This is a genomic window from Brevundimonas poindexterae, from assembly GCF_020524625.1.
In the GTDB taxonomy this organism is placed as follows: Bacteria; Pseudomonadota; Alphaproteobacteria; order Caulobacterales; family Caulobacteraceae; genus Brevundimonas; species Brevundimonas poindexterae_A.
Map to the genome: position 1 here is coordinate 226,315 of NZ_JAIVLL010000001.1, position 20,769 is coordinate 247,083.

Here is a 20,769-nt window from a genome sequence, read left to right on the forward strand (position 1 = left end):
CAAGAATTCTTGTGGCCGAAGACATCGCACGTGCCGAACTGACCACCCGGCTGAACCGGATCCGCTTTCGCGCCTGGCGCCGGGGCTTTCGCGAGGCCGACATGATCCTCGGCCCGTTCTCGGACCAGATCGCGCCCACGCTGGACGGGGCGGAACTGACGCAGTTCGAGGCCCTTCTGGATGAGGATGACCACGCGCTCTACGGCTGGATCAAGGGCTCGACGCCGACGCCCCCCGAGTGGGAGGGGCCGCTGATGGAGCGCATCCGCCGGTTCGTCGCCGACTCCGTCTCGGCCGAGGTCGCGCGGGGAATCGGCTGATGGGGCAGTCGTCCGCCCACACTCCCCTGACCGGCGCCCCGGAAGGCCTCGACGCGCTCCGGATTGCCGAGCGGCTGGCGCCCGGCCGGACGGCGCTGTTCGTGGCGCGCGATGCCTCACGGGCCGCCCGGTTCATCGACGCGATCGGCTTTTTCGCGGACGGGATCGAGATCCTCAACTATCCGGCGTGGGACTGTCTGCCCTATGACCGGCTGAGCCCCTCGTCGTCGGTGTCGGCGCAGCGCATGGCGGCCCTCAGCACGCTGGCCCAGGGCGGCGCGCCCGATCGACCGCGCCTGATCGTGGCCACGGTCGCGGCGGCGCTGCAGCGCACTCCGCCGCGCGATGTGACCGCCAGCGCCGGCTTCGAGACCCATGTCGGCCGCGAGCTCGATACGGCCGCACTCGAGGCCTATTTCGCGACCAACGGCTATGTGCGCGCCTCGACCGTTTCGGAGCGGGGCGAGTATGCGGTGCGCGGCGGCGTGATCGACGTCTATCCGCCCGGCTTTGACGAACCCGTGCGCCTCGACATGTTCGGGCAGGAACTGGAGTCGATCCGGACCTTTGACCCGGCCTCGCAGCGGTCGACCGGCCAGCTGACCTCCGTGCAGCTGGCGCCGGTGTCCGAGGCCCTGCTGAATGCCGAGGCCATTTCGCGCTTTCGCACCGGCTATCTGGAGCGCTTCGGCACGGCGGGGGACGATCCCCTCTATGCTGCCGTCAGCGAGGGGGCCCGCCGTCAGGGACTGGAGCACTGGCTGCCGCTGCTCTACCCGCGGCTGGAGACCCTGTTCGACTACCTGCCCGGCGATGCGGTCATCTATCTGGACAGCCAGGCCGATCAGGCCCGGGGCGAACGCTGGGACCTGACGGTCGATGCCTTTGATGCGCGGCGCGAGGCGGCCCAGAGCGCGGCCGGCCGCAGCGCCCAGAGCGGACGCGCCCTGCCGCCCGAGGCCCTGTATCTGTCGCCCGGCGACTGGACCGCGTCACTGGCGGATCGCGCTGTCGTCCAGCTCAGTCCGCTGACCGGGCCGGGAGAGGACGCTGGCGGGCGGCTGGGCCGGTCCTTCGCTGCGGAGCGCGCGCAGGACAGTGTCAATCTGTTCGAGGCCGTCGCCGCCTATGCCCGCAGCCGGCGGGAAGCCGGGCGCAAGGTGCTGTTCGCGTCCTGGACCGAGGGGTCTTCGGAACGCCTGGCGTCCATGCTGTCGGATCACGGACTGAATCCGGTCGTCCCCGTGCGCGACTGGGCCGATGTGCAGGCGGCCACCGACGCCCTCTATCTGCGCGCCATCCTGCCCGTCGAAACCGGGTTCGAGACCGATGATCTGGTGGTCATCACCGAGACCGACATTCTGGGGGACCGGCTGGCCCGGCCCCGGCGCAAGCGGCGGGCCTCCAACTTCCTCGCAGAGGCGTCGGCGCTTACCACGGGTGACCTGGTGGTCCACCTGGACCATGGCATCGGCCGCTACGAGGGTCTGCGCACGCTCGACATCCAGGACGCCCCCCACGACTGCCTCGAGCTGGCCTATGCCGGCGACGCGAAACTGTATTTGCCGGTCGAGAACATCGACCTGCTGACCCGCTACGGGGCCGAGGCCGAGGGTGTGCAGCTGGACCGGCTGGGCGGAGCAGGCTGGCAGGGCCGCAAGGCCAAGGCCAAGGCGCGCCTGCGCGAGATGGCCGAGGGCCTCATCGCCCTGGCGGCCAAGCGGGCGCTGCGCGAGAGCGATGTGGTCACCCCGCCGCAGGGCCTGTTCGACGAATTCTGTGCCCGCTTCCCCTATGAGGAAACCGACGACCAGCTGAACGCTATCGGCGACGTCCTGTCCGATCTGGCCAAGGGCACGCCCATGGATCGGCTGATCTGTGGCGACGTGGGCTTCGGCAAGACCGAGGTGGCGCTGCGGGCCGCCTTTGTGGTCGCCATGACCGGCCAGCAGGTGGCGGTCGTCTGCCCGACGACGCTTCTGGCCCGGCAACACTTCAAGACCTTCAGCGAGCGATTCGCCAGCTGGCCGATCACGGTGCGCCACCTGTCGCGTATGGTGACAGCCAAGGACGCCTCCGAGACCCGCGCCGGCCTGAAGGACGGTACTTTCGAGATCGTGGTCGGGACCCATGCGGTGCTGTCGGAACAGGTCGGCTTCAAGGACCTCGGCCTGGTGATCGTCGACGAGGAGCAGCATTTCGGCGTCAAGCACAAGGAGAAGCTCAAGAGCCTGCGGGCCGATGTGCACCTGCTGACGCTGACCGCGACGCCCATTCCGCGCACCTTGCAGATGGCCCTGTCCGGCATCCGAGAGATGTCGATCATCGCGACGCCGCCGGTCGACCGTCTGGCCGTCCGCACCTATGTCGCGCCCTGGGATCCGGTCATGGTGCGTGAGGCCCTGCTGCGCGAGAAGTACCGGGGCGGTCAGGCCTATTACGTCGCGCCGCGGCTGGTGGACCTGCCCGACATCGAGCAGTTCCTGCGCGAGCAGGTGCCCGAGGTGAAGGCCGTCGTCGGCCATGGACAGATGTCTCCGACCCAGCTCGAGGCGGTCATGAGCGCCTTCTATGAGGGCGAGTATGACGTGCTGCTGTCGACCACCATCGTCGAGAGCGGGCTGGATATCCCGACGGCCAACACCCTGATCGTGCACCGGGCGGACATGTTCGGACTGGCTCAACTGCACCAGATTCGTGGGCGGATCGGCCGGTCCAAGGCGCGCGCCTTTGCCTATCTGACGACAGATCCCAACCGGCCGCTCAGCCTGTCGGCCGAGCGTCGCCTGCAGGTGCTGCAGTCGCTGGACAATCTGGGCGCGGGCTTCCAACTGGCCAGCCACGATCTGGACCAGCGCGGCGGCGGCAATCTGCTGGGCGACGAACAGTCGGGCCACATCCGCGAGGTCGGGGTCGAACTGTACCAGCAGATGCTGGAAGACGCCGTGGCCGAACTGCGCGAGCAGGGCGGCGACGCGCGGGATCGCGAGTGGTCTCCCACGATCAATGTGGGTGCCGCCGTCCTGATTCCCGAAAGTTACGTGCCGGACCTGAACCTTCGTCTCAGCCTCTATCGGCGTCTGTCGGATGCCGAGCGCGGCGAGGATCGCGAGGCCCTGGCCGCGGAATTGATCGACCGGTTCGGCCCGCTTCCGGACGAGGCGCGGCAGTTGCTGCGCATCGTCGGGATCAAGGCCTCGTGCCGCAAGGCGCAGATCGAGCGGATCGACATGGGACCCAAGGGTGCGGTGCTGACGCTACGCAATAATGCCTTCCCCAACCCGCTTGGACTGGTCGGCCTGATCCAGAAGAACACCGGGGTGTGGAAGCTGCGGCCGGACCAGAAGATCGTGGTCATGGGCGAATGGGCCGATGCCGAGGCGCGCCTGAAGGCCGCCGAACGGATCACCGACTCGCTGGCCACGGTGGCGGCGCTGGAAAACTAGGCTCGGAGAGTCAGGCTTTAGCTGGCGGCCCGCGCGCTCTCTGACGCGAGTGCCGCCGAAGCGCGTTCCAGCGCACGGGCGGGCGCTTCGCCCGGCTGCTGCTCCGCCACGCCCAGTTCGAAGTCGACCACGAAGGGCGAACGCCCGGGGCCGGCCTCAAAGGCGGTGCAGCCGATCACGGCCACGATCCGCTGGGCGGCGATGCGGGCGTGGGCTTCGGTCGTACCGGGCAGGGCCAGCGCGAAGACCTCGCTCGACAGGCGGGCTGCCGTGTCCTCAGTCCGGATCAGTCGCGAGACCATGGTTCCGATCTGGGGGAGGGCACGGGACAGCCAGCCGTCCCTGCGGGCCTCCTCGACCGCCGGCGTCATCGATACCTTCAGCACACAGACCGACAGGGGACGTCGGCGCTCGCGAGCGGCCTCGCTCACCCGGCCGAGATGCTGGGCGAACAGGTCCCGGGTGAACAGGCCAGTGTCCGGATCGGTCAGCCCGGACCCGCGCACCGAATCCAGCGCGCGCCGCACGCCGATCTGCCGGCGATGGAAGCGCGCCATGGCCAGCAGGCGGCGGGCGGTCTCGTGCTCCTCGGTGTCCGCCGCGGCCACGTCGGCAAAACCGCGGCCGTAAAGATCGGCGGCGTCGATCTCGGCTCCGCGGCTCAGGTAAAGCATCACCGGGATGTGATAGAGCCTTGTGTTTCTTTTCATTCCCGACGCGATGGACAGGGCCGGGGCCTGATCCTCGGCGCCCCACAGGACGGCCGCGTCGAACGGGCTTTCGTGCAGATAGTCGAAGGCTGTGTAGGGCGTGGGGGCCGCCACCACCTCGGCGCCATCTTCGGTCAGGGCATTGGACAGGGCGAGAAAGCGCCGGTCGGGCTTGCCGGCCGCCAGGATCCGGACCGGGGCCTCGACGGGCGGGACATCAATGGGCTGGCCATTCTGGCGGAAGGTCTCGATTCGCAGATTGAGCTCTTCTTCGGCCAGGGCCGCGCGGACCAGCTGTTCCAGACGGATGCGCAGCTGCACGGGGTGCGCCGGCGCGGTCATGGCCAGATCCACCGCCTCTACCTCGGCTGCACTGGCGGCCCGCGTCATCAGGGCGATGACCGCCAGATAGCGGGGCGAAGCAAGGTCCTTCAGTCGCGTCGCGACCGCAGCGACGTCGCCGTCACCGCCCAGCAGGATAGCCGCTTCGATCGGAAAGTCTTCCAGCACGATTTCGGCCGCTTCGGGCGTGGAGGCGGTGACTGTGGTCCAGCCTTCGCTGTCCAGAAGTCGGCACAGGGCGTCAGCCTCGGAATCGTCCCCGGCAACGACCAGAATACGCGGATCGAAATCCAAGACGGTTCGCCCCCTTCAGCCCCGAATCCTGCCCCGGAGCGCAGCCCGACAGGGCGCGACCATAGACAGCCCCCCGCCGCTCTCGCAACCGGTTCCAAGACCTCCTGGGCTAAGAGGGTTTGCAAAGTCACAAAAAAGTCTAGTTTCGCGCCGGATTGCCGCTGAGCGGGTCGCCGAGAGATTGATCTTGAAAACGGACACTCCCTGGAGCCGGGCAGGCTTCTGGCTTCGATTGTCAGGCCGTGCCTTTGCCCGCAGCTGGGGTCGTGACGTCATGCTCTACACGGGCGGCGTCTCCTTCTTCGCCCTGCTGGCCGTGTTTCCGGCGGTGGCGATTCTGATCGGCCTGTACAAGGTGGGTCTGTCGATCAGCGAGGTCAGCGCCCAGGCCACGGCCCTTGCCGACGTCATGCCCACGGCCGCGCGGGCCATCTTCCTTGAGGAAATCACCCGCCTGACCAACGCCTCGGCCCGTACGGTCTCGACCCAGAGCGCCTTCGCCCTTGTCATCGGTGCCTATGCCGCGCACCGCGGGTTCAAGGCCCTGCTGGCCGGTCTAAACCTGATCCATGATGAGGCCGAGCCGCATGGCTTCCTCAAGTTCAACCTGCTGGCCTTCTTCGTGGCCTTGTTCGCCTTCGGCCTGTTCACCGTCGTGTCGGGTGCCGTGGTCACCGCGCGCCTGATGTCCCACGCCGATGCCGTTGGAACGGGTGAGGAGGTCACGGGCGGATATATGCCGATGGATGTGCTGTTGCCCGCCATCGGCCTGTCGTTCGGTCTGACCCTGCTCTACCGCTATGCCATGTCGCACAAGTCGCGCGTGGCCTGGCGCCCGGCCATCACGGGCGGGGTGATCGCCACCCTGCTGTCCATGATCTCGTCCTGGCTGTGCGCCATCTATGTCGAGCAGATCGCCGTGCTGGGCGCCACCTATGGCTCGGTCGGCGCGGTCGTGGTGCTGCTGATCTGGCTGTCGTGGAACGTGAACGCCATCTTCTATGGCGGCGCCTTCGCCACCGAGATGGAAAACGACAAGCGCGCCCGCGACGAGGCCCTGATCGTCGAGGCGGAAGAGGCGCTGACCCAGACGCCCAAGGTCGTCAGCCTGACGGCGCGGCGCCGGTCTCAACAGTAATCTCGAGGCCGCCCTCGACGTTCTGAACGGTCAGGACCCGGTGCGGGCCGTCGGCCAGCATGTGGGGCACGTCGATGCGGGCCATCGGATCCGTGGCCAGCAACCGGATCGTGTCGCCCGGACGGGCCGCCTCGAGCGCTCTGGCCAGGCGGAGGCTCGGCACCGGGCATCGGTGACCGCGCGCGTCAACGATCTTCACGACAGGGCGTCCAGAAGCATTTCGAGCGCCTGACGCGTCGCCGCCATCCGGATGGCCTGGCGGTCCGGCTCGGCAAAGTGCCGCTCGACATGTCGCACGCCCTCGAGTCCGGCCAGACCAAAATGGACCAGTCCAACGGGCTTGTCCGCCGATCCTCCGCCCGGCCCGGCGATGCCGGTGACCGACACAGCGACATCCACGCCTGCGCGACTGCGGGCGCCAGCAGCCATCGACTCGGCGACAGGGCGCGAGACGGCGCCGTGGGCCTCCAGCAAGGCTGACGGAACGTCCAGCAGACGCGTCTTGGCGGCATTGGAATAGGTCACCACGCCCTGCTCCAGAACGGCGGATGATCCGGCCACCGAGGTGAGGGCGGCCGCGACCAGTCCCCCGGTGCAGCTTTCGGCCGTAGCAATCATGACGCCGCGTGCCCGGGCACGGGCGACCACGTCCTCGGCGAGGGACAGAAGGTCGGGTGGAAACATCTCTATGGGCTCGGACGAGTCAGGCTTACGCTGGGCGCAGGGTGACGTGGAGACGCCCGTCTGTCGATGCATCGATCCAGTCCGGAGCCGGCATGAGTGAACACAGCCTGACCTTCGGTGCTCGCTGGGACCGCGAGCGCACGACGCCCCTGATCTTCGCTCTCGCCATCTTCACCTCGGCCATGCTGGTGTTCTCGGTCCAGCCGATGATCACCAAACTGGTGCTGCCGGTGCTCGGCGGATCGCCCTCGGTCTGGAACACGGCCATGGTCTTCTTCCAGACCGGCCTGCTGGCGGGATATGCCTACGCCCACCTGCTGCAGCGGCTGTCGTCGCTGAAGCTGCAGGTCGGGGTGCATGTCGCCCTGCTGGTCGTGGCGGCGACCTTCCTGCCCCTGCGGGTCAACGGGTTGCTGGGCGATCCCGACCCGGCTGCCCCGATCGGCTGGCTGCTGGCGACCCTGACCCTGTCGGTCGGACTGCCCTTCGCGGTGCTGTCGGCGACGGCCCCCCTGCTGCAGGCCTGGTACGCCCGGGTGAGGGCGGGGCATGCCGACGGCCAGAACCCCTATGTCCTCTATGCTGCGTCGAACCTCGGCAGCTTTCTGGCGCTGCTGGCTTATCCGGTCCTGATCGAGCCGCTGGCCTCGCTGTCGGGGCAGCGCTGGGGCTGGAGCGCGGGCTACGGGATATTTGTGGTGCTGATCCTCGCCCTTGGCCTGACCATATGGCAGGCGCGGGTCGCGACCCGGAGAGAGCCTGCTCCGCTCCCGGCCAGTCCGCCCATCCCCTGGCGCGAGCGCGGGCTGTGGGTGCTGCTGGCCGCCGCACCGTCCAGCCTGATGCTGGGCGTAACCGCCCATCTGGCGACCGATGTCGCCTCGGCGCCCTTCCTGTGGGTCATACCGCTGGCCCTCTATCTGCTGACGTTTGTGATCGCCTTCCAGAGCAGACCCTGGATCCTGATGCCGGTCACCTTCATCGTCCAGTCCGCCCTGCTGGCCGTGACCGTCAGTCTGGTCGCGTTCCGCAACTCCAACTGGATCTTCCTGCTGATCGTCAATCTGGGCGCCTTCTTCTTCACCGCCCTGTGGTGCCATCAATTGCTGGCGGCCCGGCGCCCCCCGCCGGACCGGCTGACTGAGTTCTTCCTGCTGCTTTCGGTCGGTGGCTTTGTTGGCGGTGCCTTCAATGCCCTGATCGCGCCCGTGGTCTTCAACATGGTCTGGGAATATCCGCTGGTGCTGGTCGCGGTCGGACTGGCCCGACCATGGCGGGGGCCGCTGACGCTCCGGCATGGCTATTTCCTTGTGGGAGGACTGGCCCTGGCTGTCCTTCCGCACATTCTCTACGACCTTATCCTGCCGATACCCGCGCTGTGGCCCCTGCTCGAAAAGACCACCACCTTGCAACAGGCCATGGTCATCCTTGGGGCTGCGGCGATCTGTGCCTTCATGGTTCGGGATCGCGCCCTGGTCTTTACGGGCATCCTGCTGGCGATCACCCTGTCGGCCCAGCACGTCACGCGGGGCTATGACTGGAGCCTGACCGAGCGCAGCTTCTTCGGCGTGATGCGCGTCGCCCGCATCGAGGACCCCGGCATGGGTGGGCCGGTGCATGTCCTGAAGCATGGTACGACGCTACACGGCGCGCAGGCCCGTAACCCCGACTTTGCCTGTGATCCCACCCTCTACTACGCCCGTGACACGCCGATCGGCGTGGCAACCTGGGTGGTCCAGTCGCGCGCCCCGGCCGTGCGAATGGGGGTGGTCGGACTGGGGTCCGGCGCGATGGCCGCCTACAAGCGACCGGGCGACACTCTGACCTTCTTCGAGATTGACCCCATGGTCGATCGGATGGCTCGAAATCCGCGCTGGTTCACCTTCATCTCCAACTGCGCCTCCGGTCCGGTCGAGACGGTGCTGGGCGATGCGCGCCTGACCCTCGCGGATCAGCCAGACGGCGCCTTTGATCTACTGGTGGTCGACGCCTTCTCCTCCGACGCCATTCCCGCCCACCTGCTGACGGTCGAGGCCCTGGCAGACTATTTGCGTGTTGTTGGTCCGACCGGGGTGGTGGTTCTACACCTGTCCAACCGGCACCTCGACATCACCCTGCCGGCCGTGGCCGCCGCCCGCCAGCTGGGTGCGACCGAACGGCATCGCATCTATGCCCAGAGGGAAGACCGGCCATATATGTCCGAAGCCTCAACCGAGGTGCTGATCCTGTCGGCAACGCCAGAGGGGCTGGCCGACTTCGTCACCGACCCGGACTGGAAAACGATTGCCGAGACCGACGTCAGGCCCTGGACCGACAATTACGTCAATCTGTGGGGCGCCCTGATGCGCGACAGTTTCCCGCCCAGGCGGGCAGGGTGACCGTGGCCACCGCCTGGGCCGCGAGGCCCTCATTTCGGCCGGTGAAGCCCAATTGCTCGGTCGTGGTCGCCTTCACACTCACGGCGTCCCGATCCAGCCCGCAAAGCTCAGCCAGCCGTGCGCGCATGGCCTCGCGATGCGGTTTGATCTTCGGCTGTTCGCAGATCAGCGTCACATCGACGTTCACCAGAACACCCCCGCGGGCCGTCAGTCGCTCGACGGCGTGAATCAGGAACTGGTCGGACGCGGCCCCCTTCCACTTCGGATCGGTGGGCGGGAAATGGTCGCCGATATCACCGTCGCCCATGGCGCCCAGAATGGCGTCGGTCAGGGCATGCAGGCCTGCGTCGGCATCGGAATGACCGATCAGGGTCTGGTCATGGGGAAGCTCGACCCCGCACAGCCAGACCGAGGCGCCCGGCCCCCAGCGGTGAACGTCGAACCCCTGTCCCACACGGGTCACCATCGGCGCCTGCAGCCCCCTCGCCAGCGCCTCGGCCATGATGAAGTCCTCCGGATAGGTCAGTTTGAACAGGCGCGGATCGCCGGGCACCAGGACGACCCGCCCTCCGGCCGCGCGCACCGCCTCGGCCTCGTCGGTGGGCGGGGCTGCGCCGGACCAGCCGGCGAGTGCGTCAACGACTTTGGCACGACGGAAGGCCTGCGGGGTCTGGGCGCGATAGAGTCCGTCGCGGTCCACGCTGTCACCCAGCGCTGAGTCTGTGCCGCGTCTCAGGCTGTCGACGGCGGGCAAGGCCGGGACGGCGCCGTCGGACGTCTCCAGCGCGGTAAGCAGGCGGTCAATCACAGCCCGCTCGAGAAAGGGGCGCGCTGCATCATGGATCAGGACGGCCTGGTCGGCGGGTCCGTCCAGGGCCTTCAGGCCCCGCGCGACCGACTCGGCGCGCGTCTGGCCGCCCTCGACCATCCGCCATCCCTCGAGGCCTGAGAGCGCCGGCGGCCCCTCGGCCAGTCGGTCCGCCGCGGCCACGACGATGACCTCGCTGGCCCCGGCCTTCAGGAGGGCGTCGACCGACCATCGCACCACGGGCATGCCGCCAAGAGCGACCCAAGGCTTTTCCACACCTGCCCGGGAGCCCGAGCCCGCGGCGACAACGACGGCCTGAAACTTCATGCCCCGTCTTCTAGGCGGCGGCCGCGCCCTTGACGAGAGGGGGCAGGGGCGAAGATAGGGGCCGATGCGTTCCTCCCTCGTCATCGGCGATGTGACCGTGCCCGGCCGGGTCCTGATGGCGCCGATGACCGGCGTCACCGACCTGCCGTTCCGCCAGCTCGCCTCTGAGCTCGGCGCGCCCTATGTGGCGACGGAGATGGTGGCCTCTGCCGAGCTGGCCCGCGGACGCCCCGACGTGGTGCGGCGCGCCGCAGTGGGAGAGGGGCTGCCGCTCACCGTCATCCAGCTGGTCGGGCGCGACCCGGAGGCCATGGCCGAAGGCGCGCGAATGGCCGAGCGCGCCGGCGCCGACATCATCGACCTCAACTTCGGGTGCCCGGCCAAGGAGGTGACGGGGGCCGCGTCCGGCTCGGCCCTGATGCGGGTGCCGGACCTTGCCTGCCGGATCATGGAGGCCGTGGTCGGGGCCGTGAGCCGGCCGGTGACCGTCAAGATGCGGCTGGGCTGGGACGAGACGTCCCTGAACGCTCCGGATCTGGCCGCGCGGGCCGAGCGGATCGGCGTGAAGGCGGTGACGGTCCACGGCCGGACCCGCAAGCAGTTCTATACCGGTCAGGCTGACTGGCAGGCTGTGGGGGACGTCAAGGCGGCAGTGTCCATCCCCGTGATCGTCAATGGCGATGTGGTCACGCTGGACGATGCCCGCGAGGCCCTGACCCGATCCGGGGCAGACGCCTTGATGCTGGGGCGGGGTGTCTATGGCCGGCCCTGGCTGGCGGCCCGGCTTCAGGCGGGGCTGGACGGCGGGACAGGTCCAGAGGCGCCGGATCGGGCGGAGCGGCTGGCCCTCGTCATCCGGCACATGCGCGCGTCGCTGGACTTCTACGGCTATCCGCTGGGGCTCAAGATGTTCCGCAAGCATCTGGGCTGGTACATCGAAAACGCACCCTGGCCGGAGGAGGCTACCGATCGGCGGGCTGCCAAGGCGCGCCTGTGCCGGCTGGATGACCCGGACGCCGTGGCTGCGGCGCTGTCGGACCTCTGGCTGGATCGGTGACGTAATTCCGCAACTAACCTGTTGATCATCGGCCACAGGTGTCGGATGGTGCCGCACGCATGACCGGCCCTGTTATCGCAGACCCGATGCCCAGAAGCCGCCCGCTCGACGCGGCGATCGGCGCCCTGCGCGCCGGAATCGCCACACCGGCCGGTCGCCCGGTCTTCGGCGTGGCCTATGCCCTGGCCTTCATCATCACCGTCGCGGCCATCTGGCTGGTGGCCATCGCGCCCGAGGCCGGGGGTGAAGGGGGCGCCCGCGCTGCCGCCAGCCGCGCCGTCCTCTACATCCTGCTCGGCAATCTGGTGCTGATCCTGACACTGGCCTCGGGGGTCGGTGTTCAGGTGCTGGACCTGATCAGAAATCGCCAGCAGGCGGGCGCGCGCCTGCACCTACGGTTTGTGACCCTGTTCTCACTGGTGGCCGTGGTGCCCGCCATCCTGATCGCCCTGGTGTTCGGCGTGCTGGTCAACCGGGGCGTGGACCAGTGGTTCAGCGTCAACGTCAGCGAGGCCGTCGAGAACGGGGCCGACATCGGCCGGGCCTATGTCCGCGACGTCAGCCTCGAGCTGGAATCCGACCTCGCCACCATCGCGAATGAGCTGACGGCGCCAGAAGCGCGCGCCGACTTCCGCAGCAGCCGGATTCGCTTCTCGGGCCTGCTGGCCCAGACGGCCGACATCTTTGGCTACCCCGCCCTCTACATCCTCGATGGCGAGGGACAGGTGCTGGCCAGCGGCGAGCTGCCGGGGGCGCCCCTATACGTCGGGCCCCCGCGCGGCGATCTTGAGATGGCCGCCCAGGGCGAGATCGCGCCCAGCGGGGTCACCGAGAACCCCGACACCATCCGCACCCTCTATCCGCTGTCGGGATATGGCGATGCCTTCCTGTATGCGGTGCGGCCGCTGCAGCCCGGGCTGATCGCCCAGATGCGCAACAGCGAGCAGTCGATCCAGGCCTACCGCGAAGCCAAGGAAAGCCGCGCCCGCATCCAGGCAGCCTTTGCTCTCAGCTATCTGGAGACCGCCTTGCTGGTGCTGGTCGGAGCGGTGTGGCTGGGCATGTCGGCGGCCAGCGCCATTTCGGTGCCGATCGGGCGCCTGGCCCAGGCCGCCGACCAGGTGGCGAGCGGCGACCTCTCGGCCCGCGTCCAGGTCGACAAGGAACCCCATGAAATCGCTGCCTTGTCCAATGCCTTCAACCGCATGACGGGTGATCTTCAGGCACAACAGGAGGCCCTGAAAGCCGCCAGTGAGGACGCCCAGGGCCGCAGTCGCTTCATTGAAACCGTGCTGTCGGGCGTCAGTGCCGGGGTAATCGGTCTGGACCGCAAGGGCCGGGTGTCGGCGATCAATGCCAGCGCGGTCGAACTGCTGGGCCTGCCCGACGATGACCTGACCGGTCAGGAACTGGCGGCCTTTTCGCCCGAGCTCAGCGAACTGCTCAAGCGGGCCGAAGCCCATATCGAAGAGGACATCGACGTCACCCGCGACGGCGAGACCCGGCGCCTGCGCGTCCGGATCGAAGGCGGTCTGGGCGGCGAAATGGTGCTGACCTTCGACGACATCACGCGTCTGGTGACGGCCCAGCGCAATGCGGCCTGGCGCGACGTGGCGCGCCGCATCGCCCATGAGATCAAGAATCCGCTGACCCCGATCCAGCTGTCGGCCGAACGCCTGCGCCGCAAATACCGGCCCCGCATCTCGGACGATGTGGAAACCTTCGACCGCTGCACCGAGACCATCATCCGGCAGGTGGGCGACATCGGCCGCATGGTGGATGAGTTCTCGTCGTTCGCGCGCATGCCGGCGCCCCGATTTGCGCCAGAGAACCCCGCCGAACTGTTGCGTCAGGCTGTCTTCGCCCAGCGGGTGGCCGTGCCCGATGTGGAGATCGAGCTGCAAAAGGGCCTGCCGCGCTACACCCTGCAATGCGACGGTCGCATGGTCGGTCAGGCCCTGACCAACATCCTGAAGAACGCCGGGGAATCGGTCGTCGCGCGTCGGGCCCTGACCGGAGAGGACGGCAACAGTCCCGCCATCCTGGCCCGCATGGAGGTCGACGACGGCACAGTCACCTTCATCATCGAGGACGACGGCGTCGGCCTGCCGGAAAAGGACCGCGACCGCCTGACCGAGCCCTATGTCACCACGCGCGAGAAGGGCACTGGCCTCGGCCTCGCGATCGTGCGCCGCATCTGTGAAGACCACGGCGGCGAACTGAAGCTGGCCGATGCCGAAGCCCTCAAGGGCGCCCGGGTCTGCCTGGTGTTCCCGCTCAAGGCGCCCTCCCTGACGGGGTCCGCGCCTGCCACACCCTCCACCTCCACCGCCCCGGCGGCTGAATAGAGAGAAGCCATGAAAAGCAACGGAGCCGACATTCTGGTCGTCGACGACGAGGCCGACATCCGCGACCTGGTCGCCGGCCTGCTGGAAGACGAGGGGCATTCGATCCGTACCGCCTCCAACTCGGATGAGGCGCTCGCCGCCATCCGGGCGCGCAAGCCGTCGCTGGCCCTGCTCGATATCTGGATGCAGGGCGGGGGCATGGACGGGCTGGAGTTGCTCGACATCATCCGGACCATCGACCCGGACCTGCCGGTCGTGATGATTTCCGGCCACGGCAATATCGAGACCGCCGTCAGCGCCCTCCAGCGCGGCGCCTATGACTTCATCGAAAAGCCGTTCAAGTCGGACCGTCTGGTGGTGGTCATCCAGCGGGCGCTGGAAGCTGCGGCCCTGAAGCGGGAAAACCGCCAGCTGCGCGCCCAGGCCATGACCCCGACCGGGATCATCGGCAAGTCGGCGGCGGCCGCCACCCTGCGCAGCACCATCTCGAAGGTCGCCCCGGCCAACAGCCGCGTGCTGATCTCGGGCCCGCCCGGATCGGGCAAGGAACTGGTCGCCCGTCAGATTCACGAGGCCAGCCCGCGCGCCCGGTCCGAGTTCGTGGCCATCGCCGCCGCCGGCATGACGCCCGAGCGTCTCGACATTGAGCTGTTCGGCGAGGAGGGGGTGGACGGTCGCCCCAGCAAGATCGGCGTGTTCGAACGCGCCCACAACGGCACCCTCTATCTCGACGAGGTGGCCGACATGCCCCGCGAAAGCCAGAGCCGCATCCTGCGCGTGCTGGTGGAACAGCGCTTCCGTCGGGTGGGCGGTGAGCAGGACGTCCAGGTCGATGTGCGGGTCATCACCTCATCCTCCCGTGACCTGAAGCAGGAGATCGACGAGGGCCGCTTCCGTGAGGACCTGTTTCACCGCCTGGCCGTGGTGCCCATCCGCGTTCCGCCGCTGTCGGAACGGCGCGAGGATATTGCCGAAATGATCGAGCACTTCACCGAGACCATCTGTGTGTCCCAGGGCCTGCCCCGTCGGCGGATCGGCGAGGACGCCGTGGCCGTGATGCAGGTCAATCCCTGGCCCGGCAACGTCCGCCAGCTGCGCAACAACATCGAGCGGCTGCTGATCCTGGCCACCGGCGACCCGTCCGAGCCGATCACCGCCGACATGCTGCCCCAGGATGGGCCCGCCGATAACGGCACCCTGTCGATGGGCAATGAGCGCATCATCGCCCTGCCGCTGCGCGAGGCGCGCGAGGTGTTCGAGCGCGAATATCTGTCGGCCCAGATCATGCGCTTCGGCGGCAATATCTCGCGCACCGCAGGCTTCATTGGCATGGAACGCTCGGCCCTGCACCGCAAGCTGAAGTCGCTGGGTGTTTCGCCCGCCCGCGGCGGCGATGACGAAGGGGAGGGTGACGAGGCCTGATGTCCCGCATTGCCTACGTCAACGGGGTCTACAGCCCCCACGGAGGGGCCGTCGTCCACATCGAGGACCGGGGCTTCCAGTTCGCCGACGGCGTCTATGAGGTCTGGTCCGTTTTCGACGGTCGACTGGCCGACTTCGACGGCCATATGGCCCGACTGCAGCGCAGCCTGTCGGAACTGCGTATCCGCATGCCGATGAGCCCCAATGCCCTGACCATCGTGCTCAGGGAGACCATTCGCCGGAACCGCGTCGACAACGGCATCGTCTATCTGCAGATCACCCGCGGCACCGCCCGACGGGACCACCCCTTTCCGCCAGCCGACACAGCGCCCAGCGTGGTCGTCACTTCGCGCCGCGTCGATCAGGCCAAGGCCGAGGCCCAGGCGAAGAAGGGCGTGGCGGTCGTCACCCGGCCCGACATGCGATGGGGCCGATGCGACATCAAGACGGTCGGCCTGCTGCCCAATGTGTTGGCCAAGCAGGCCGCGCGCGAAGTCGGCGCCTATGAAAGCTGGCTTGTCGACGAACTGGGGCTGGTGACCGAGGGCACCTCGACCAATGCCTGGATTATCGATGCGAACGGCGTGCTGCGGACCCGCGACACCCAGGCCAACATCCTGCGCGGCTGTACCCGCTCGACCCTGATGGAGATCATCAAGGCCGAAGGCATCCCGTTCGAGGAACGCGCCTTCACCGTCGAGGAGGCCAAGGCGGCGCAGGAGGCGTTCTTTACCGCCGCCGGCGCCTTCGTGCTGCCCGCCATCTCGATCGACGGCGTAAAGATCGGCACTGGCAAGCCCGGCCCCATCACCCGCCGCCTCCGCCAAGCCTATCTCGACGCCGCCCGCGACGGCGCGGTCTGACCGGCCGATAACCGCCGATCAGCCCAGACGGCCATCCGGTATGAATTCCGGGCGGACACAAAGGTCATCAGAGCCTGCAACAACAGGCGGATTGCCAATGTCGTACGTCCTCAAAACCATGCTCGCATCATGGTCAGGAACCGCGACGAAAACGCTGCACCGCTGCCCGTCGACCTTACAGATACGGCTGAGCAGCAGATATTCCCTTGGTGGTACGCCACGGGTCACACAGACCCGGATCGTATGGCCGGGCCGGGTATAGCCAACCAAGGGCTCCTCCAGAGCGGTCATAGCCACGTGCCCGCTGGGCAGGGGAAATGAATATACGCCATCTCCCGGATCACTGTCATTCGCCACGACCCCTGCCGCCGCCAGTCCGGTCGCTCCCAAGCCGAACGACAGGATAAACACGCCGGTCCGCAAGCGGCGCCACGAAACCTTGATCATAAACCGACCTCCACCCGTTCCAGGCGGTAAAAGCTGACACGATTCTGCCGGCTTGCCGTCCGCTTGCATTGCGCCCGCCGAAGATCGCGTTAGGTTGGCCCCGTCGCGGCAGATCGCGGCTCCGGCCGCCTCCCTGCGCCGGACAACAATCAAGAACAGGATCAACCTGCCATGTCGCAAGACAAGCGTCAGAACCTTCAGGACACCTTCCTCAACACGGTCCGCAAGACCAAGACCCCGCTGACCATCTTCCTCGTCAACGGCGTCAAGCTGCAGGGCATCGTCACCTGGTTCGACAATTTCTGCGTGCTGCTGCGTCGCGATGGCCAGTCGCAATTGGTCTACAAGCACGCCATTTCCACCATCATGCCCTCGGCTCCGGTCGATCTGCGCGAGCCCGAAGATCAGGACTGATCTGTCCGGTCCGGTGCCTGAGGGAGCCTGTGGTCCTGTCCGTTCGTTTGCGAACGGGATGCCCCTGTCCTCTTCTTGTCCGGAACCCGCGTGCCGACGCCCCTGATCGATCACACCGCTCCGCCCGTTCGGGCGCTCGTCCTCCACCCTGACCGTGCTGCGGGCAGTGCGTCCGCGCGTCGCCCGCACGACCGGCTGGACGAAGCCGTCGGCCTCGCCGAGGCGCTGGACCTCGACGTGCGGGGCCAGGAGGTGATCACCCTTCGCCGCACGACACCCGCCACCCTGTTTGGCTCGGGCAAGGTCGAGGAAATGGCCGCCCTGGTCCGGGCCGCCGAGGCCGAGGTCGTCGTCATCGACGACGCCCTTACCCCGGTGCAGCAGCGCAATCTGGAAAAGGCATGGGAGGCCAAGGTCATCGACCGGACCGGCCTGATCCTCGAGATCTTCGGCCGCCGCGCCCGCACGCGAGAGGGGCGCCTGCAGGTCGAACTGGCGCGGCTGGAGTACGAACGCTCGCGCCTCGTCCGCACCTGGACCCACCTGGAACGTCAGCGCGGCGGCACGGGCTCGACCGGCGGTCCGGGTGAAACCCAGATCGAGCTGGACCGCCGCCTGATCGCCGACCGCATCGTCAAGCTGAAGGGCGACCTGCAGGACGTGCGACGCACGCGCGGCCTGCACCGCACGGCCCGCAAGAAGGTGCCGTTCCCGACCGTCGCCCTGGTCGGCTATACCAATGCGGGCAAATCGACCCTGTTCAACCACCTGACCGGGGCCGAGGTGATGGCCAAGGACCTGCTGTTCGCCACGCTGGATCCGACGCAGCGTCTGATCCGTCTGCCGCAGGGGCGCTCGGCTCTGATCGCTGACACCGTGGGGTTCATCTCTGACCTGCCCCACGAGCTGGTCGAGAGCTTCCGCGCCACGCTGGAAGAGGTGGCCGAGGCCGACCTGATCCTGCACGTGCGCGACATCTCCAGCCCCGAGACCGAGGCGGAGGCAAAGGACGTCGAGACCGTGCTGGCCCGGATCAGCCAGGCAGACGGCGAGGGCGAAGGCACGCTTCAGGCCCGCACGCTCGAGGTCTGGAACAAGATCGACCGTCTGGACGCCGACAGCCGCGCGGCCATGGTCGCGCGGTCCGAGGTCGAGGGCGCCGTCGCGGTCTCGGCCCTGACGGGCGAGGGCCTCGATGCCCTGCGCCAGGCGATCGCAGAACGCATCGACACCGATGCCGAGATCCACCTGACGCTCGAACCCCAGGATGGAGAGGCCCTGGCCTGGCTGTATGAGCATGGCCGCATCACGGAGCGCAGCTCCGACCCCGAAGGCCGCACCCGGTTGACCGTTCGCCTGTCGGAACCGGCGCTGGGCCGATATCAGCGACTGTTCACGGGCTGACCCCGCTGGAGCGGCGAGAGATTTGCTGGGGCGATGGCTCCAACGGCCTATTGCGCTGAAAGCCTCCCTGAATGGCACAGATTATCGCCACCCGCTGCCCTGCCGCCGCGTTGCCTGAGGCTGAGGCCGACACCTGGCGCGCCTTTCAGGGACAACAGCCGGCCTTTGCCAATCCGCTGATGGGACCGGACTTCGCGCGCGCCGTCGGGCGGGTGCGCGAGGATGCCGAGGTCGTTACCTATCGACGCGGCGATGAGGTCGTGGGCTTCCTCGGCCTACACCGTCGGCCCCGCGGGTTTGCCCGCCCGCTCGGCGCGCCCTTTGCCGATTACCACGCTCTGGTGACGGGCCCCGCTCCGGGGTTCGACGGTCGGGAAGCCCTGGCCCTCGCGGACGTGCGCGCCTTCCGCCACATCGGTCTGATCGACCCGTACGGCCTGTTCGACAGGATTGCGGTCGGCCCCACGGCGTTTGCCATCGAACTGCCCGAAGGCCCGGACGCCTATATGGAGGCGCTACGGGCCTCCAATCCGAAGCGCTTCAAGAACTACCGCCGACTGCTCAACCGTCTGGCCGACATCGGTCCCCTGGAGTTGCGCGCCAGTCGCGACCGTGCCGACTTCGACCAGTTGCTGGCATGGAAGTCGGAGCAGTTTCGCCGCACGGGCCTGCAGGACGTGCTGCGCCCGGCCTGGGTCCGCGGGCTCATGTCCAGCCTGTTCGAGACTGAGACGCCGCGCTTTGGCGGACTGATGCTGACCCTGCACGCAGGCGACACCCTTACCGGCGGCCATTTCGGCGTGATCGCGAATGGCATCTATCACCCGTGGATTGCGTCCACCAACCCGGCCCTTGTCGCCGCCTCGCCGGGCAACGCCTTCCTGGACCAGGTCATCCGCGCCATGCCGGATCTCGGCATCCGGGTCTATGACCTCGGCCCCGGGCACGACCACTACAAACAGCCCTTCTCCTCAACCCAGATGTCGGTTGGTGTCGGGCTGACCCTGACCGACAGCCGCGCAGGCGGGTTGATCACGCTCGGCTCGACCGACTGGGCCTCGGGCATCGATGCACCACTGGCCAAGGTGCAGCGGCGGCTGGACCATATCGCGGCGGTCGACCCGACGGCAGCCGGCCGGGCCATGGCGCTGGTCGATGCCATGCGAGCTATCCCCAGACGTCTGGGCGGCGCCGACTGACCGACCCTAGGGTCGCGGAGACCAGCCGAGAAAGTGCGTGATGTCGTCCGCAGCGGCCTCGGCCTGACCGCGCACCACGGACGACGGGTCAGCCAACGCTTGCCGGACCAGCGGCTCGACCACGGTTCGATCCAGGGTGCGGAACTCGCGGGCCAGATGGCCGAAGCCTAGGATGGCATTGCCGCGCACCCATTCGAGCGGATGCGAGGTCAGGCGCACGCAGACGGATTCGGCCCAGTCCCGATCGGCCTCGTCACAGCCCATGGACACGGCGACCGGCACATAGGGCATTTTGTCCGGGTCGTTTTCAACGATCAGCGCCTCGATATCGGCGGGCGTCCAGTCCGGGGGCAGGGGGCCCATCAGCCGCGCTCCGTCCCCTTGGCCGCATTCCACAGGGCGTCCATCTCGGCGAGATTCGACTGATCGGGCGTGCGGCCGTCCTTCGCCAGTTCCGCCTCGATGAAGGCGAACCGGCGGACGAATTTGGCATTGGCGCCGCGCAGCGCATCCTCGGGCTCCACGCCCAGCTTGCGCGCCAGATTGGCAAGGACGAACAACAGGTCACCCACCTCGTCCTTCATCCGCGCGTTGGACCCGGCGGCGATCTCGACCTTCAGCTCGGCGACCTCCTCGTCGAGCTTGGCAAAGACCTCGTCCGTCGACGGCCAGTCAAAACCGACGCGGGCCGCCCGTTTGGTCAGCTTGGCCGCCCGGGCCAGCGCCGGCAGGCCGACGGGCACATCGTCCAGCACGCCGTGCTGGGCCTTCGCCTTGCGCTCGGCGGCCTTGATGTCCTCCCAGCGGGCCTTCTGTGAGACGGCGTCCGCCCGTGCGGCCTCCTCGCCGAAGACGTGCGGGTGGCGGCGCTCCAGCTTGTCGGCAATGGCGGTCGCCACCGCGTCAAAGTCGAACAGGCCCTGCTCCTCGGCCATGCGGGCGTGGAAGACGACCTGGAAGAGCAGGTCGCCCAGCTCGGATTTCAGCTCGTCGTGATCGCCGCGCTCGATGGCGTCGGCGACCTCATAGGCTTCCTCCAGCGTATAGGGGGCGATGGTCGCAAACGTCTGTTCGACGTCCCAGGGACAGCCGGTCACGGGGTCGCGCAGACGCACCATGATGGCGCGCAGCCGGTCGAGGGGGGAGGGGGATGCACTCATGGTCCCGA

At 67.9% G+C, this 20,769-nt stretch carries 18 protein-coding genes; 11 read left to right on the top strand and 7 right to left on the bottom strand.

The genetic code is table 11. The features are described from left to right. Nucleotides 1-11 precede the first annotated feature (11 nt). Together LC068_RS01195 and mfd are read left to right on the top strand one after the other, a co-directional pair. Nucleotides 12-320, top strand: coding sequence for a succinate dehydrogenase assembly factor 2 (locus LC068_RS01195; RefSeq protein WP_226633827.1), 309 nt, complete (start codon nt 12-14; stop codon nt 318-320). Next, the gene (gene mfd, locus LC068_RS01200; RefSeq protein ID WP_226633828.1) at nt 320-3,766 is read left to right on the top strand and encodes a transcription-repair coupling factor; all 3,447 of its coding nucleotides are present in this window, start codon (nt 320-322) and stop codon (nt 3,764-3,766) included. The genes LC068_RS01195 and mfd overlap by 1 nt, the downstream gene beginning before the upstream one ends. Before the next feature lie 17 nt (nt 3,767-3,783). On the opposite strand, the gene LC068_RS01205 is transcribed toward mfd, so the two are convergent. Next, the gene (locus LC068_RS01205) at nt 3,784-5,112 is read right to left on the bottom strand and encodes a diguanylate cyclase domain-containing protein (RefSeq protein ID WP_226633829.1); all 1,329 of its coding nucleotides are present in this window, start codon (nt 5,110-5,112) and stop codon (nt 3,784-3,786) included. A 187-nt stretch (nt 5,113-5,299) separates the two neighbouring features. Between LC068_RS01205 and LC068_RS01210 the strand changes: the two genes are divergently transcribed. Then, on the top strand, nt 5,300-6,250 hold the full coding sequence (locus LC068_RS01210) for a YihY/virulence factor BrkB family protein (RefSeq protein ID WP_226633830.1): 951 nt from the start codon (nt 5,300-5,302) through the stop codon (nt 6,248-6,250). Here the strand turns inward: LC068_RS01210 and LC068_RS01215 are convergent. Further along, the gene (locus LC068_RS01215) at nt 6,216-6,413 is read right to left on the bottom strand and encodes a sulfurtransferase TusA family protein (protein ID WP_319002469.1); all 198 of its coding nucleotides are present in this window, start codon (nt 6,411-6,413) and stop codon (nt 6,216-6,218) included. The two genes, LC068_RS01210 and LC068_RS01215, sit on opposite strands and share 35 nt — an antisense overlap. 32 nt (nt 6,414-6,445) lie before the next feature. Further along, nucleotides 6,446-6,934: a CinA family protein gene (locus LC068_RS01220; protein WP_226633834.1), complete on the bottom strand. Its 489-nt coding sequence runs from the start codon at nt 6,932-6,934 to the stop codon at nt 6,446-6,448. A gap of 92 nt (nt 6,935-7,026) precedes the next feature. On the opposite strand from LC068_RS01220, the gene LC068_RS01225 reads away from it, so the two are divergent. Then, nucleotides 7,027-9,312, top strand: a complete 2,286-nt coding sequence (locus tag LC068_RS01225) for a spermidine synthase (RefSeq protein WP_226633836.1) — start codon at nt 7,027-7,029, stop codon at nt 9,310-9,312. On the opposite strand, the gene LC068_RS01230 is transcribed toward LC068_RS01225, so the two are convergent. After that, nucleotides 9,257-10,447: a bifunctional 2-C-methyl-D-erythritol 4-phosphate cytidylyltransferase/2-C-methyl-D-erythritol 2,4-cyclodiphosphate synthase gene (locus LC068_RS01230; RefSeq protein ID WP_226633839.1), complete on the bottom strand. Its 1,191-nt coding sequence runs from the start codon at nt 10,445-10,447 to the stop codon at nt 9,257-9,259. The two genes, LC068_RS01225 and LC068_RS01230, sit on opposite strands and share 56 nt — an antisense overlap. 64 nt (nt 10,448-10,511) lie before the next feature. Here LC068_RS01230 and dusB point away from each other — a divergent pair, with 64 nt between their 5' ends. The 4 genes from dusB to LC068_RS01250 all read left to right on the top strand — a co-directional run bounded on the left by dusB (nt 10,512) and on the right by LC068_RS01250 (nt 16,137). Further along, nucleotides 10,512-11,504, top strand: coding sequence for a tRNA dihydrouridine synthase DusB (dusB, locus tag LC068_RS01235; RefSeq protein WP_226633841.1), 993 nt, complete (start codon nt 10,512-10,514; stop codon nt 11,502-11,504). An 86-nt stretch (nt 11,505-11,590) separates the two neighbouring features. Beyond that, complete coding sequence (locus LC068_RS01240) at nt 11,591-13,852, top strand: sensor histidine kinase NtrY-like (protein ID WP_226633843.1); 2,262 nt, start codon at nt 11,591-11,593, stop codon at nt 13,850-13,852. A 9-nt stretch (nt 13,853-13,861) separates the two neighbouring features. Next, nucleotides 13,862-15,274, top strand: a complete 1,413-nt coding sequence (ntrX, locus tag LC068_RS01245; RefSeq protein ID WP_226633845.1) for a nitrogen assimilation response regulator NtrX — start codon at nt 13,862-13,864, stop codon at nt 15,272-15,274. After that, complete coding sequence (locus tag LC068_RS01250; RefSeq protein WP_226633847.1) at nt 15,274-16,137, top strand: D-amino-acid transaminase; 864 nt, start codon at nt 15,274-15,276, stop codon at nt 16,135-16,137. The genes ntrX and LC068_RS01250 overlap by 1 nt, the downstream gene beginning before the upstream one ends. Before the next feature lie 18 nt (nt 16,138-16,155). Here the strand turns inward: LC068_RS01250 and LC068_RS01255 are convergent, their stop codons facing one another. Continuing rightward, nucleotides 16,156-16,584: a hypothetical protein gene (locus tag LC068_RS01255; RefSeq protein ID WP_226633850.1), complete on the bottom strand. Its 429-nt coding sequence runs from the start codon at nt 16,582-16,584 to the stop codon at nt 16,156-16,158. 171 nt (nt 16,585-16,755) lie between these two features. Between LC068_RS01255 and hfq the strand changes: the two genes are divergently transcribed. From hfq to LC068_RS01270, 3 genes are all read left to right on the top strand, one after another. Beyond that, entirely contained in the window at nt 16,756-16,998 is a 243-nt protein-coding gene (gene hfq / locus LC068_RS01260) for an RNA chaperone Hfq (RefSeq protein WP_123286626.1), read from the top strand. A gap of 75 nt (nt 16,999-17,073) precedes the next feature. Further along, nucleotides 17,074-18,402: a GTPase HflX gene (gene hflX, locus LC068_RS01265; RefSeq protein ID WP_226633852.1), complete on the top strand. Its 1,329-nt coding sequence runs from the start codon at nt 17,074-17,076 to the stop codon at nt 18,400-18,402. Between the two features lie 71 nt (nt 18,403-18,473). Beyond that, complete coding sequence (locus tag LC068_RS01270) at nt 18,474-19,601, top strand: GNAT family N-acetyltransferase (protein WP_226633854.1); 1,128 nt, start codon at nt 18,474-18,476, stop codon at nt 19,599-19,601. Between the two features lie 6 nt (nt 19,602-19,607). Here LC068_RS01270 and LC068_RS01275 read toward each other — a convergent pair whose 3' ends face one another. After that, the gene (locus LC068_RS01275) at nt 19,608-19,964 is read right to left on the bottom strand and encodes a hypothetical protein (RefSeq protein ID WP_226633856.1); all 357 of its coding nucleotides are present in this window, start codon (nt 19,962-19,964) and stop codon (nt 19,608-19,610) included. Then, complete coding sequence (mazG, locus tag LC068_RS01280) at nt 19,964-20,761, bottom strand: nucleoside triphosphate pyrophosphohydrolase (RefSeq protein WP_226633858.1); 798 nt, start codon at nt 20,759-20,761, stop codon at nt 19,964-19,966. Before mazG ends, LC068_RS01275 begins: the two co-directional genes overlap by 1 nt. Between the last annotated feature and the right edge of the window lie 8 nt (nt 20,762-20,769).

Coding starts and splice junctions, on each gene's coding strand:
- mfd (WP_226633828.1), top strand. CDS start 320: ATGGGGCAGTCGTCCGCCCACACTCCCCTGACCGGCGCCCCGGAAGGC.
- LC068_RS01220 (WP_226633834.1), bottom strand. CDS start 6,934: ATGTTTCCACCCGACCTTCTGTCCCTCGCCGAGGACGTGGTCGCCCGT.
- LC068_RS01225 (WP_226633836.1), top strand. CDS start 7,027: ATGAGTGAACACAGCCTGACCTTCGGTGCTCGCTGGGACCGCGAGCGC.
- LC068_RS01230 (WP_226633839.1), bottom strand. CDS start 10,447: ATGAAGTTTCAGGCCGTCGTTGTCGCCGCGGGCTCGGGCTCCCGGGCA.
- dusB (WP_226633841.1), top strand. CDS start 10,512: ATGCGTTCCTCCCTCGTCATCGGCGATGTGACCGTGCCCGGCCGGGTC.
- LC068_RS01240 (WP_226633843.1), top strand. CDS start 11,591: ATGCCCAGAAGCCGCCCGCTCGACGCGGCGATCGGCGCCCTGCGCGCC.
- ntrX (WP_226633845.1), top strand. CDS start 13,862: ATGAAAAGCAACGGAGCCGACATTCTGGTCGTCGACGACGAGGCCGAC.
- LC068_RS01250 (WP_226633847.1), top strand. CDS start 15,274: ATGTCCCGCATTGCCTACGTCAACGGGGTCTACAGCCCCCACGGAGGG.
- LC068_RS01255 (WP_226633850.1), bottom strand. CDS start 16,584: ATGATCAAGGTTTCGTGGCGCCGCTTGCGGACCGGCGTGTTTATCCTG.
- hfq (WP_123286626.1), top strand. CDS start 16,756: ATGTCGCAAGACAAGCGTCAGAACCTTCAGGACACCTTCCTCAACACG.
- LC068_RS01270 (WP_226633854.1), top strand. CDS start 18,474: ATGGCACAGATTATCGCCACCCGCTGCCCTGCCGCCGCGTTGCCTGAG.
- LC068_RS01275 (WP_226633856.1), bottom strand. CDS start 19,964: ATGGGCCCCCTGCCCCCGGACTGGACGCCCGCCGATATCGAGGCGCTG.
- mazG (WP_226633858.1), bottom strand. CDS start 20,761: ATGAGTGCATCCCCCTCCCCCCTCGACCGGCTGCGCGCCATCATGGTG.